Raw genomic sequence first — 15,008 nt, forward strand, 5'->3', positions numbered from 1 at the left:
TAAGTAACGATGAGAACTGCCTATTTGGCCTCCACCGCCTATGTCCTGGGTGAACAGGCCCATGATTATCGCGACGCGGCTTCTTTCGAGGCGGTGTGCAAGCAACACAGCATGCCCGATTTCGCCAGTGTGTTTGGCTGGGGCACCTACTGGCGTACGACACGCTCGGTCGGCGAACTGCTGGTTGAGTCAGTCGCCAGCACATTGGCCAGCAGCGGCTTACGGGGCTGTGACATTGATGCGCTGGTGGTGTGCAGCAGCAATTTCGAGTCGGGCCAGGTGGTGGACTATCTGCCGCTGCTGCGCGAGCTGCAACTGGCTCGCGCCTTCCCGCTGGGCGTGACATGGGGCGATTGCACCATGCTGTTGGCAGGCCTTGAGGTCGCCCGCGCCCAGGTATTGGCCGGGCTGGACAATGTGCTGGTGGTCTCGGCCAATCGTATCGAAGACGAAGCTTTCCGGTTCCAGCATTACGCGTTGTTCAGTGATGGTGCTGCCAGTTGCCTGGTGACTTCAGGGCGCCGCCGCGGCTTCGAGATGCTCGGCAGCCTGGCCAGGTCAAATGCCGGGCTGGCACACGACCCCAAGGAGGATGACACCCGGCTGTTCCGTGAGGTGCATGAGCAGTTTATGCACCGCCAGCAGATTAATACGGCGGACCTGGAACAGGTGGTGTGCAGCAACGTGTTCCTGCCAGTGCTCAAGATCAAGGAAGGCCGGCAGGGGGTGAGCGGTACACAGTTGTATGTGGATAACGTGACGCGGGTGGGGCATTGTTTTTCCGCTGATTCGCTGATCAACCTGTGCGATTACCAGGCGCGTGCGCAGCAGGTGCATGGCGGCCTGGTGATGTTGACTGCCAATGCCGATGGGCTGCGCTGCCAGACATTGTTGCAACGGGTGAGTGATGCCTGAAACCGGCGGGCTACCTTGGCTGTATGGGCAAACCTATAACCGCTCATAGGTTTGGTCAGGATCGAATTCTTGTAAGTTGAGAATGATGTGGGGTCGCCTGGCGGCCATTCCTCAAGAATTCTCCAAGGGTCGATACTGAACATGGTCAAAGACTTCGACAGCAATGAGAATGCCGGCAATGCGTCCGGGTCGGATACCCACCCGCATGCTTTCGACATTGCGATTATCGGGCTGGCGGGCCGCTATCCCCAGGCCGAAAATATCGAGGAGCTTTGGGAAAACCTCAAGCTGGGTCGCGATTGCATTACCACGGTCCCTTCGCAACGTTGGGACCACGACGCGATCTATGACCCATCCAAGGGTGTCTCCGGCAAGACCTACAGCAAGTGGGGCGGCTTCCTGCGTGGAGTCGATGAATTCGATCCGCGCTTTTTCAACATTTCACCGCGTGAAGCCGAGATCATGGACCCGCAGGAGCGCCTGTTTCTGCAGTGCGCCTACCACGTGCTCGAGGACGCCGGCTACACACGCCAGAGCTTGAGCGCCAAAGGCCGGGTTGGCGTCTATGTTGGCGTTCAGTACACCGAATACACCGCCTTCAGCACCGCACAGACGCTGGTCGCCGCACTGCCTGCCTCCATCGCCAACCGCGTGTCATTCTTCTGTGATTTTCGCGGCCCCAGCCTCACGCTCGACAGCATGTGCTCATCCTCGCTGACCACTATTCACCTGGCGTGTCAGAGCCTGCGCAGTGGCGAGTCGGAGTACGCCATTGCCGGAGGCGTCAATGTGTCGATCCATCCCAACAAGTACCTGCTGCATGCCCAGGGCCGTTTCGCGTCCAGTGTGGGTTGCTGCAAGACCTTTGGCCAAGGGGGCGACGGCTATGTGCCGGCCGAAGGCGTGGGCGCCGTGTTGCTCAAACCGTTGCCCCAGGCCATCGCCGACGGCGACCGTATCCATGCAGTGATAAAGGGCAGTTCAATCAACCATGGCGGACGGGCGACCGGGTTTACCGTGCCCAAATCGTCGGCCCAGGCCGTGGCCGTGCGTTCGGCGTTGCACCAGGCCGGCCTGGCGTCCAGCGACCTGAGCTACATAGAAGCGCATGGCACCGGCACGGCCCTAGGCGACCTGATCGAAATCGAAGGTTTGCGCACCGTGTTCGAAGCTGACGGCTTTGAACCGCAAACCTGCGCCATCGGCTCGATCAAATCGAATATCGGCCATTGTGAAAGCGCCGCGGGGATAGCCGGCCTGACCAAGGTCTTGTTGCAGCTCAAGCACCGCCAGTTGGTGCCGTCGCTGCACTCCACGCAGCTCAATCGCAATATTGATTTTGCCGGCAGCCCGTTTCACGTCCAACAAACCCTGGAGCCCTGGCTACCCAAGGGCGCCGCCGATGCTGTGCAACCGCGCCGTGCAGGTATTTCGTCATTTGGTGCCGGCGGTTCGAACGCGCACCTGGTGGTCGAGGAGTATTCCCTCCAGGCGCAGGCCCACACCCACGTACCGACGTTGCCGAGCGACGTCCTCATCGTGCTGTCGGCACGCACGCATGAGCGCCTGCAGGCGGTAGCGGCGCTGTTGCTGGGGCGCCTGGAGCAAACGCCACTGGCCTGCGACCTGGCGGGTTTGCATGATCTTGCCTACACCTTGCAGGTGGGCCGCGAAGCCCTGGACGCGCGGGCCGCGTTCACGGCCCAATCAGTGCAGGTGCTCAAGGAACGCTTGGTTGCCTTGGCAGACGGGGCCCAGCATCCCGACGTGCTCATTGGCCAGGCGCTCAAGCCGGTACGCCTGCGTGCGGGCGAAACGGCGGTGCCAGTGCAATCGCCGGCCATGGACGATAACCAGGCGGTGATGCGTCACTGGGTCAGCGGCGGTCAGGTCGAGTGGGCGCAGTTGTATCAAGGGTTCCAGCCGGCCCGAATCAGCCTGCCGCTGTACCCGTTCGTTCGGGAACGCTGCTGGGTGCCACCTGCGCCGCAGACTGCAGTGCTCGGGCGCTTCGCTGCACCCGGCGACGGCCCGCATCCGCTGCTGTCACGACAGATCACGGCAGGTGACAGCCAGCAATTTGAAGTGCAGTTTTGCGGCGACGAATTTTTTCTCGACCACCACCGTGTCAACGGGCGCAAGGTGCTGCCGGGCGTGGTCTACCTCGAAATGGCGCTGGCGGCGCTTTCGCGGGTTTCTGGGCAAGCCGACCTGGCCCTGAACAGCATCCTGTGGGTGCGCCCCTTCGAGTGCTTTAACGATCCAGTCACCCTTACCCTGGCTGTGGAACAGGCTCGCAAGGGCAGCGGTTGGGAGTTCGAGTTCTTTGCCTGGCTTACCCGTGAGCCGGGGGGCGAACCGGTGCGCCAGGTCTATTGCCGCGGCCAGGCGTCGGTGCCTGCAGAGCCCGCCCCCCTGGCCCACCTGGACGTGAACGCACTCGCGGCGCTGGCGCAAGGCGCGGCGTCGACCACCGAGTTCTATCGCCATTTTGCCGCCGTGGGTATCGAATATGGCCCTGGCCATCAGGGCCTGCATGCCTTGCGTGGCGGCGCCGAGCAAGTGCTGGGGCATGTGCGCTTGCCAGACTTCCTCAAGCCGGGTGATGAGTTCCGCTTGCATCCTTGTCTGCTCGACAGTGCACTGCAGGCAGCCATGGGTTTCACCACAGGCAGTGAGTCATCGCAAGGGCCCCAGGTGCCTTTCTCCCTGGAGCAATTGACCCTGGGCCGTTCCAGGCGCACACCCGCCTGGGTGAGGCTTACTGCACACACATCGGGTGGCGGTCGTGGCAGCTTTGCCTTCGATGTGGAGGTGTTCGACGCTCAAGGCGAGCCCTGTGTGCATCTGCATGGCCTGCGCTCACGGGTCATGGCACGAGCGCCTGCGCCGCCCAGCCTGGCCTTGATGACACCCGGCCTTGAGGCATTTGTCGAACCTGCTTGGGCCGGTCTTTCACACGCTCACCGGATTTACCTGTGCCCGGGCAGCGAAGCTTACGCCGCCCAGGTTGCCGAGCACTTTCCCCAAGCCCAATGCGTACTGCTCGAATCCGGCGATGATCAGGGGCTGACATTGCCTGAGCGCTACTGCCGGGCCGCGCAAGCATTGAGCGAGCACCTGCGCCAATTACCGCACGACGGGCAAGGTTGCCTGGCGCAACTGGTCGTCGCCGACGACGATAGCTCAGGCCTGTTCGCCGGGTTGTTCGGGCTGCTGCGATCATTTGCCCGCGAGCAAACTTCATTGCGGGTGCAACTGCTCCACCTGCAGCCGGGCGATGCGTTGCCGCCACTGCTGCAGAGCGCCTGCACCGCAGATGCGGAACTCGCCCTGCACCGTCGTGATGGTCAACTGTTCAGCGCCAGCTGGCAGCGCCGGCCTGACGAACAACTGCCGGCCGAGCCGGGTGCCGCGCCGTGGAAACCTACGGGGGTTTACCTGCTCACGGGAGCTTCTGGCGCCCTGGCACGCAGCATCGCGCTGGATATCGCCCGCGCAGCAGAGGGCGTGAGCCTGGTACTGGTGGGGCGTGGAGTGCCGGATGACGACATGGCGGCCCATATCGAGCAACTCGAGAGCTTGGGCGCGCAGGTGTTGCATCGCACGGCCGACCTCGCGGACGCGACAGCTTTACGCGCACTTGTGCAGGAAGTATCAGCTCGCGTGGGATCGCTCACGGGTGTGCTGCACATCGCCGGCTGCCGTCAGGATGGGTTGCTCAGGAACAAATCGGCCGAGCACCTGCGCCAGGTGTTGCTGCCCAAGGTTGACGGCCTGTGGAACCTGGACTGCGCGACGCAAGACCAGCCCCTGGAGTTCTTCCTGGCCTTTGCCTCCATCGCGGGTGCCTTGGGTAATGCGGGTCAAAGCGACTATGCCTGCGCCAACGCGTTCATGGATCAATTCGCTGAATATCGTAATCGACAGGTGGCTGACGGCACTCGACAGGGCCATACCATCGCGATCGACTGGCCGCTGTGGGAGGACGGAGGCATGCAGTTGAGCCCTGAGCACATGGGCGCGATGACCAAGGCAACCGGTCTGCGGCCTTTGGCGACGACGCAGGGGCTACAGGTGCTGCGCCATATCATCCACCAAGGCGGCGCACGCTGGTTGGTACTGCCAGGGCAGGGCGCCACCTTCGAGGCACTGGTAGCCGGGCTTGGCGTGGGGGTTGCTGCTGCCGTGGCACCGCGCAGTCAGGTGGACCCAAGCGATACTTTGCGTGGGCTGGTCGGGCAGATCCTCAAAGTCGACGCGCAAGAGATCGACGACACCACGGCATTTTCGGACATGGGCTTTGACTCGGTGATGCTGACCGAGCTGGCAACCGCCATAAATCGCACCTACACACTCGAACTGGGTACCGCGGCGCTGTTTGAGCATCCGACGCTGCAAGCACTGGCGGCGCACCTGCAAGGGGCGCGGACGGCCGAATCGCAGCCGCCGGCACCGGGCTTGACCCGGGCGCAGGTTGCCCAGGGCGTGCGGGAAGTGGTCGCCGAGGCCCTCAAAGTGCGTTTGGAGGACATCGGCGATGATGATCCCTGGAGTGACTACGGGATGGACTCGGTGAGCAGTGTCCAAATGACCGGGCTGCTCAACGAACGCTTCGATATCCAATTGGCCGCCGATACGTTCCAGGCTTTTGGCAACGTGGTTGAATTGACCACCGCGATTGCCGACATCCAGGTGGTGATGGCGTGTGCCGATATCGAGCGCCAGCCCAGCGCTGGCGGTGGGGTAATTGCTGATACAGCGCTGCTCGATGAGTTGGTGGCATTGGTGTGTCAATTGTTGAAAACCGTCGCGGGCGATATCGACCCGCACACCGATCTGCATGACTTCGGTTTCGACTCGGTACTGCTGACTCAACTGTTGGCACAGATCAGCAGTACCTACGGCGTCGAACTCGACCCCGGGAGTGTTCTGGAAGATGCGACCGTGGCCGGTTTGGTGGCTCAGGTACAGGCGCAGCGCCATGGCGCAGAGCCGGCTTCGCTGCGGGTGCCGCAGGTGCAGGAGCGCCCGGCTCCTCAACGCGTGGTTACCCTGGCGGAGCCTGAGCAGCGGGCCGACCGGCAAAGCCCGGTCGTGGTGCTGTTATCGGCCGGCAGTGCGGCGCAGTTACGGCAGGTGGCGGACAACTTGTTGCACCTGATCGACGGCCAGGCCGACCATGACGTGGACCTGCACACCCTCGCCAGGGTGACCCAGGCCGGCAGTGGCTTGATGCCCGTACGGTTGGGGCTCAGTGTGGTCAGCCTGGAGGCATTGGCCGAGCAGTTGCGCGCCTATCTGCAAACCGATGAGCACAGCGCTTACGCTCAAGTGGGTAACGCCGAGGTCGATGCCAGTGTGCTCAATCGCGTCATGGCATTGCCAGGCCTGGTCGATCAAGTGCAGGGCTGGCTGGATCAAGGCGGCACCTTGCCGTTATTGCAGCTGTGGTCCCAGGGCCTGGACGTGGATTGGCGTTCGCTGGCGGGCGCGGACTCGCCAGCGTCCGCGCTCAGCCGCATGCCTGCGTCGCCGTTGCGTGAGTCCGCCCCGGTCGTGACGCTGCTCAATCACGCTGGCGAGCAAGGGCTCTTCTGTTTCCCCGCCGCGGGTGCGGGCGCGCAGTCTTTTCATGCATTGGCCGCGGCCCTTGGCGATGTCGCGCAGTTGCAGGTGCTGGAGTACCCACCGCTGGATACGCAGGCACCGCCAGATCTGTCGATGCAGCGCATGGTCGCTGCGCATGTTCATACCGTCACCCGTCGCTGCCCCGCTGGTGTCGTCCGTTTGCTCGGACACTCTTTTGGGGCCAGCGTGGCTTTCGAGGTGGCGGTTGAACTCCAGGCACGCGGACGCCAGGTGCAGTTGTTCATGCTCGACAGCTTTTTCTATGTGCCTCAAGAGCTTCAAGGTGAGGTGTTGACCAGCGCGCAGTTGCGCTACTTCCTGGGTGATACACCGCTCTGCGCACGCCTGCTGGACGCCCAGGACAAAGGCGCCGTGGTGTCCCTCAAGCAGGTACGCGAGCTGATGCGTGATGCCAGCCTCAACCAGGGCCCCGCACAGGGTCCGGGTGCATGGCTGGCGGCGCAGATCGCCATGAGTGTCGACTATCGCCCCACCCACACCTTCACCGGCGACACCTGCGTGATCATCGCGGCGCAAAGCATTCTCGGCGCAAGCAGTCTTCCCCACACCCTGGCGCGCTATTGCGCCTACCTGACCGCGAGCCCCCATGTGGCCACGGTGGACGGTGGCCATATGTCGATGCTCAACCCGGGCAACGTCCATACCTTGGCGCGTGCGCTACGCCTGCACCTTGATACACCGGGTGGTAAGTCCCAAGGGCGACGCGCAGGCGAATTCTGAAGGTGGAGCGGCAAGGCTCCGCCTCAAGGGCGCGGCCGTGCCCGGGTTTGAGCAGTTCATAGGAGAAACCAGCGTGTCCATTGTTTTCATGTTTTCAGGACAGGGGTCGCAATACCGTCACATGGGGCGGGCGTTGTATGAGCGGCACGCCGGGTTTGGCCGGCACATGCGCGCGCTGGATGAGGTCGTGCGACAAACCGGCGGGTATTCGGTGCTGGATGGGTTGTATGGCGACCAGCCCCAGGCAGCGGCGCTGGACGACATTCTGGTGACGCACCCGGCCATCTTCATGGTCGAGTATGCGTTGGCGCAGTCGCTGATCGAGCACGGTGTATACCCCGACCATGTACTCGGCTCCAGCCTGGGAGAAGTGGCTGCGGCGGCTGTGAGTGGTGCGCTTGACGCCGAGCAGGCGTTGGGCTTTGTGGTTCGTCAGGCTCGATTATTCCATGAGCATTGCCCGGCGGGAGGGATGACCGCCGTACTGGCCGATATCGCCGTGTTCGAGCAATTGCAGGCCGACGGCATCGAGGTTGAGCTGGCGGCGATCAACTATCCGCAACATCTGGTCATCAGCGGGACAGTCTCTGCATTGGCGGCGGCGCAAATGCAGTTGGCGCGGCGCAACGTGGTGTTTCAGAGGCTTGATGTGAACCGCCCATTTCATTCTTCGCACATGGATCCATTGCGCGACGCATTCATTCAAACCAGCCAGGCATTGCAACTGCGCACACCGCGGATGGGCTATGTCTCGTCAACCCTTGGCGGCCCCGTCAGCCAGTTCGCCCCCGAGCACCTGTGGCATGTGGTGCGCTCGACACTGCAGTTGGCCCCCGCCATTGAATACCTTGAAGGCCTGGGCCCCCATGAATACCTCGACGCCGGCCCGTCCGGGTCGATGGCCAATTTCGCCAAACGCTGTCGCAGTGCCCACTCGGCATCCACCGACAGCCTCATTCTGAGTCCCTTCGATACCTCGGCACGCTCCTTCGAGCGGCGCATCACTTCTTCGGCACAGCGCGTTGTCAGCGCGGAGATCATGGCTATGAAACAAAGCAAAACGGTGTACATGTTTCCCGGGCAAGGCTCGCAGTTTCGCGGAATGGGTGAGGGCTTGTTCGAACGCTTTGCCGAACTGACGGCCTGTGCCGATCGCGTGCTGGGCTACTCGATCCGTGAGCTGTGCGAAAACGATCCGCGCAACGAACTTGGCCAGACCCGCTTCACCCAACCTGCCCTGTATGTGGTCAATGTACTGTCGTACCTGGCTCAGGCTGGCGATGCCGCGCCCCCCGACTATGTGCTCGGGCACAGCCTCGGCGAGTTCTGCGCTTTGTTTGCCGCCGGCGCCTATGACTTCGAAACCGGATTGCGCCTGGTCAAGCGGCGCGGCGAACTCATGTCCGAGGCCACCGGGGGCGGCATGTCGGCTGTGCTGAATCTGGATCTTGCGACGATCAAACAGGTGTTGCGCCAGGCTGGGAGTACACAGCTGGATTTCGCCAACTTCAATGCCCCGCAACAGACCGTATTGGCCGGACCGCTCGACGCACTGGAAAGCGTGCGTACGCAGATTGAAGACGCCTCGGGTATTTGTGTCGCGTTGAATGTCAGCGCGCCTTTCCACTCCCGCTACATGCGTGGCGCCCAAGAAGCGTTTGCGGCTGAGCTGGCCCGTGTGACCTTCAAGCCCCTGACGCTGCCGGTGATCGCCAATGTCGACGCACGCCCTTATGAGCAGGAAGCTATCGCCAGCCAGTTGGCGCGGCAAATGACGTCATCGGTGCAGTGGGTCGAAAGCATCGAGTATTTACTGCAGGCCGGCATCACCCAGTTCAAGGAGATCGGCCCCGGCAATGTATTGACCAATCTGCAAGCGAAAATCGAAAAAAACCGTTCGCCAGCCCAGCCAGTCGTGGCATCTGCCGTGGTTGCACCGCTGCCTTTGGCTGCGCGGCATGACGACGGCGTGCCGGGCCTGGCGCTGACAGCCGAGGGGTTGGGGAGCGCCGCATTCCGCCAGGCCTACAACCTGCGGTATGCCTATATGGCCGGTGGCATGTACAAGGGCATCGCGTCGGTGGAACTGGTGGTCAAGCTTGTCAACTCAGGGTATCTGGCGTTCTTCGGCGCGGGCGGCTTGAGTACCGCAGCGGTCGAACAGGCCATTGTCGAAATCGCTCAACGCACCCAACCGCGCGCTTTCGGCATGAACCTGGTCTGCAACCTGTCCAACCCCCACAAGGAAATCGAGCTGGTCGAGTTGTTCATGCGTAAAGGCGTTACGGTGATAGAAGCCGCGGCCTTCATGCAAATCACCCCGGCGCTGGCGCTGTACCGGTTGCGCGGCCTGATCAAGGTGGGTGACCGGATCGAGGCGCGCCACCGGATCGTCGCCAAAGTCTCGCGGCCGGAGGTGGCCCAGCAGTTTCTTGATCCGGCACCTGCGCGGGTGGTGGAAAAGCTGCTTGCGCAAGGGCTGGTGACGCCCGAGCAGGCGCAGTGGGCGCAGTCGGTGCCGATGGCGGACGATCTGGTCGTAGAGGCCGATTCCGGTGGGCATACCGACATGGGCGTCACCGTGGTCTTGCTGCCGACGATCATCCGTTTGCGTGACAGCCTATGCCAGGCTGCCGGGTATACCGAACGGGTACGGGTGGGGGCCGCAGGCGGCATCGGCTCACCCGAGTCTGTGGCGGCGGCCTTCATGCTGGGGGCCGACTTTGTGGTGACCGGTTCGATCAACCAATGCACGCCCGAGGCCGGTACCAGCGATGTGGTGAAGACTCTGCTGCAGGACATCAACGTGCAGGACACCGATTACGCGCCTGCCGGTGACATGTTCGAACTGGGTGCCAGGGTACAGGTACTCAAGCGCGGGGTGTTTTTCCCGGCACGGGCCAACAAACTCTACGACCTGTGGCGTCGTTACGACTCACTGGACGAGCTGGATGAAAAGACCGCCCGGCAGATTCAGGACAGTTTCTTCAAGCGTAGCTTTGATGAAGTCTTCGAAGAAACGCGTGCCTACTACAGCAAGGTTGCGCCGCAGGAAATCGACAAGGCTCTTAGCAACCCCAAGCACAAAATGGCGCTGGTGTTCCGCTGGTATTTCATTCACAGCACACGCTTGGCCATGACTGGCAGCGAGGCGCAGCGCGTTGATTACCAGGTGCATTGCGGGCCCTCGATGGGCGCGTTTAACCAATGGGTCAAGGGTACCGACCTGGAGGACTGGCGCAACCGGCACGTCGACCTCGTGGCCGAGCGGCTGATGAACGCCGCCGCCGCTTATTTGAACACCCGCTTGCGCGCCATGCTGACGCCCGCAGCGCCGGCGCAGACGGAGGGGCGGCCCGCCTACGAGGGCGCCCCCTTACGCATCGCCGGGAGTGTGCGGACATGAAGAATCGACTGTCATCCTTGATTCGTCGTCTGGCCGGGCACACGCACACTGAGGGAGGCGTCGGCGATGCCGCGGAGGCCGGCAAGCATCGTCACCCCGGTGATATCGCGATCATCGGGATGGCCTGCCGGGTACCGGGCGCGGGCGACTACCAGCAGTTTTGGGAGAACCTGGCGAACGCGCGGGACAGCGTCACGGAGATTCCGGCGAGCCGTTGGGATTGGCGAGCATTCTGGGGCGACCCCACGAGTGAAGACGATAGAAGTCACGCACGTCATGCCGGGTGCATCGATGCGGTCGATGCGTTCGACGCACGCTTCTTCGGCATCGCGCCTGCCAGTGCGCGGATCATGGACCCCCAGCAACGCATCATGCTGGAGCTGAGCTGGGCCTGCCTTGAAGACGCAGGCGTGGTGCCGTCCGCGCTGGCCGGCTCGCGCACCGGGGTGTTCGTTGCCGCGTTCAATTATGACTACAAGCAACTGCTGGAAAGCGCCGGGTTGCCCATCGATGCCCATCACTCCACGGGCAACGCAGCGGCCGTGATTGCCAACCGTATTTCGCACTTCTACGACCTTCACGGCCCCAGCGTGCTGGTGGACACCGCCTGTTCCGGTTCGCTGAGTGCCATCCATCATGCCGTGCAGTCACTGCGCCTGGGTGAAACCGAGCTGGCCCTGGCTGGCGGGGTCAACCTGCTGCTGACACCAACCCGGCATATCGCGTTTGCGAAAACCGGCATGTTGTCCCCCACGGGGGCCTGCAAGAGTTTTGATGAAGCGGCGGACGGATATGTGCGCAGCGAGGGCGCCGGTTTGCTGCTGCTCAAGCCCCTGGCCAAGGCGCTGGCGGACGGTGATCCGATCCACGGCGTGATCAAGGGCAGCGCAGTCAATCACTGTGGCAAGACCCATACGCTGACCTACCCCAGCTCTGCGGCACAGGCGCAGGTGATAGAGCAGGCGCTTGGGGATGCGCACATTCCGGCGTCGAGTGTCAGTTATATCGAAGCCCATGGCACCGGCACCCCCAAGGGTGACCCTATCGAGATCCAAGGCCTGCGCCAGGCATTTTGCCCGCAGGCAAGCGAACCGCAGACCTGTGGGGTGGGCTCGGCCAAATCCAATATCGGCCATTTGGAGGCGGCGGCGGGCGTCGCGGGGGTGATCAAGGTCTTGCTCTCGTTCAAGGCCGGGCAACTGGCTCCCCTTTGCCATTTTTCTGCACTCAGTTCGCGGATCGACCTGCAAGGCAGTCCCTTCTACCCGGTGACCCGCCTGCAGCCTTGGGAACCAGCGTCAGGGGTACGCAGGGCAGGGGTCAGTTCCTTCGGATTCGGGGGGACCAACGGTCACCTTATCCTGGAACAACCGCCCGCGTGTGCCGAGGTCGACGTGGCGGCCCGTCCCGGCTGGCTCATCGCATTATCGGCCAAGACACCGGCCAGCTTGCGCCGCCAATGCAGCGCGTTGCATGACTGGCTGCAGGGTGCCGGCGCATCTGCCAGCCTGGCGCAACTCAGCCAGGCATTGCTCACCGGCCGCGAACACCTGGCCTGCCGGCAGGCCTGGGTGGTCAGTGATCGCGACACGCTGATTGCTCAACTACTGGCTGCCTCGCAGGCCGAGGTCCAGGCACCTGAGATGGACGAGGAGGGCGCAGCGGTGCGCCAACTTGATGCCGCACGCCTGATCAAGGCACTGCCGACGCTGGCACACGAGCCGTCGGCCTACCTGGCCCACCTGCAAACGCTGGCCGAGCATTATTGCTGCGCGGTGCCGGTGAAGTTCAGCGTGCTGTTCAGTGACCAGACGCGCCACCACCTGGGCCTGCCGAGTTACCCGTTCGCCCGTGACCGCTTCTGGTTGCCGACCGCGCCGACCGATCTACTGGAGTACCGCCTGCAACGGCATGACCCGTCGATTGGTGACCATGTGATTGCCGACCAGCATCGGGTCGCCGGGGCTGTGACGCTGGCGGTCGCGGCTCGCGCCTGGGGGGCGCTGCCGGCGGGGGGCTGGTGCGCCAGCCAGGTGGCGTGGCTGCAGGCCCTGGACGTGCCGCTACAGGGTGCGCTGCTGCGTGTGAGCCTGCGACCAGCAAGCGCCGGGGCAACCGATTTCGAGGTGCGCCTCGAGGGCCTGGTGCATCCGTTGTGCAGCGGCACACTGGCGCCCGGCCAGACTGATGAGGTGCGGCGTGACGTGCACGCGTTGAGGCGGGCTCACCCTGACGCCTGGCTGACGCGGGAGGTGCTGTATGAGCAATTACGCAACGTCGGCATGGCATATGGGTCAACATACCGGGTGTTGCAGGACAGCCACCTGCAAGGTGATCAATCGTTGCTGGCGTTGGTCGTGGTGCCTGCGGGTGCGGCCGATGACCTGCCGTTTTCTCCCGCCGCTGTCGATGCGGCTTTTCAAGCAGCGGTGCTTTTGGCCATACGTCAATCCGGTGAGCAAGCCAGGCTGGGATTTTCGGTCGGCCAGTTGCAGCTGTCGGCTCCGTTGCCTGAGCGCTACTGGGTGCATGTCAGCGCTGCCACGACGGGCGCGCAGCAGTGCCGATTCAATATTGAATGGATCGCCGAGGACGGACGCGTTTGCGCCACGGCCAAAGATTTTGTACTCAAGGCCGCCCCAGTCCAACAAGAGCAATCGCCCAAGGCCAAGGTCCACAGCGTCGAATGGCGTGTGCTGCACCCTGTTGAAGAAGGGCATGCAGAGGCACAGCGCCGCACGTTGATTATCAGCGCCGACCCGGCACAGGCACAGGCCTGGTCAGCTGGCAGCACCCAGGCCAGCGTGCTGGCAGGTCAATCGGATTGGTCGGCAGAGCAATGGCGGGACGCGCTCGGCAATGCCGGCGCTTTCGAACGCCTGATCTGGCTGGCCCCGATCCCGAGCGGCGAAGCCTGGTCTGCACAGGCTGCCACTGCTGCGCAGGAACACGGGGTAATGGCGCTGTTCGCGCTGTGCCAGGGGCTGTTGATGCTGAAGGTGCGCGAGCACCCGCTGGAGTTGCTGGTGGTGACTCGCCAGGCACTGCAGGTGCTGCCGGGCGAGCGCCATGACCCCACGCATGCGCCCGTGCACGGTCTGGCGGGCACGCTGGCGAACGAGTGCCCAACGTGGCAGGTCCGCGTGGTGGACCTGCCCCTGGCGCCGATGGCGGCTTCACCGTCGCTTGTGCCACTGGCTGCCCTGCCGGTAGGCGCGAGCGGGGCGTGGCGCGAAGGTCAGTGGTATTGCCAGGTGCTGCGGGAGGTCAATTATTGCGCGGCGCCTCCGGTCTACCGAAAGGGTGGGTGCTACATCATCATCGGTGGTGCCGGCGGGATCGGTGTGGCCTGGACGCGACGCCTGATCGTCGATTACCAGGCTCAGGTGTACTGGATAGGCCGGCGACCTCTGGACGAAAACATCCGCGCCGACATCGAGCGTCTGGCGAGTGAAGGGCCGGCCCCGATTTACCTGCCTGCCGATGCGGGCGATCCGCAAGCGTTGCGCGAGGCTCTGGACTGGGTGCATGGCCAGCACGCCCAGGTGCATGGCGTGATCCATGCAGCCATGGTCATGCGGGGCAAGAGTGTTCAACGTATGAGCCGCGACGAGTTCAGCCAGGTGCTGGCGGCAAAGGTCGCTACCGGCGCGGCGCTGGAGCAGGCGCTGCAACGACCGCCCTTGGATTTCCTGGTGTTTTTCTCCTCGATCAATGCCTTCGAGCGATCGCCCAATCAGAGCAACTATGCAGCCGGGTGTTGTTTCATCGATGAACTGGGCGGCTATTTGGCGCAGCACTTGCCTTGTGCGGTCGCCGTTATCGACTGGGGTTACTGGGCGGACGCAGGCGCATTGGCCGGTTCGCCTGCTCTGCAAGTGCTCCGTGAGAAAACAGGCGCCGGCTTGATCGGTTTGTCGGCGGCAATGGAGGTGGTTGACCTGGCGTTGTCCCGGCCATGGCTGCGCGTTGCAGGGACGGGGCGGGAGGCGCGCACGCAGCTGGCATTGGAATGCCCGCGGCAACTGATCAGCGTGATGCCTTGCGAAACACAACGGATGGCAAACATGCTCGCGCTGTTTGCCACGGCCGTCGAAGGTCGTGGCTCGCTGCAATTGCGTGGCGGGCTGATGCTGGAGCCTTTACAGACACTATTGTGCCAGGTGCTGTTGGTGCAATTGCAGGCAGCCGGGCTGTTCGACCAACCCACACCGCAGACCACCCAAGCCCTGTATCAACGCTTGCAGGAACGCTCCAGCGGGGCGGTAGGTGTCGATCCTCGTTGGCTGGCCCACAGCCTGCGCTGGCTGGCCGA

At 63.3% G+C, this 15,008-nt stretch carries 4 protein-coding genes; all 4 read left to right on the forward strand.

Annotation, left to right across the window (positions count from 1 at the left end; translation table 11 throughout):
• The first annotated feature begins 9 nt into the window (after nucleotides 1–9).
• Nucleotides 10–915 (forward strand): hypothetical protein, encoded by a 906-nt coding sequence (locus E4P01_RS11570; RefSeq protein ID WP_216090984.1) that lies wholly within the window; start codon nucleotides 10–12, stop codon nucleotides 913–915.
• A 141-nt stretch (nucleotides 916–1,056) separates the two neighbouring features.
• Entirely contained in the window at nucleotides 1,057–7,287 is a 6,231-nt protein-coding gene (locus E4P01_RS11575; protein ID WP_216090985.1) for an SDR family NAD(P)-dependent oxidoreductase, read from the forward strand.
• A gap of 73 nt (nucleotides 7,288–7,360) precedes the next feature.
• Complete coding sequence (gene fabD, locus E4P01_RS11580) at nucleotides 7,361–10,693, forward strand: ACP S-malonyltransferase (protein WP_216090986.1); 3,333 nt, start codon at nucleotides 7,361–7,363, stop codon at nucleotides 10,691–10,693.
• On the forward strand, nucleotides 10,690–15,008 hold a 4,319-nt coding region (locus tag E4P01_RS11585; RefSeq protein ID WP_248130008.1), incomplete at its 3' end, for an SDR family NAD(P)-dependent oxidoreductase. The genes fabD and E4P01_RS11585, both read left to right, overlap by 4 nt.

This window comes from Pseudomonas sp. NCIMB 10586 (assembly GCF_023127895.1).
GTDB lineage: Bacteria > Pseudomonadota > Gammaproteobacteria > Pseudomonadales > Pseudomonadaceae > Aquipseudomonas > Aquipseudomonas synxantha_A.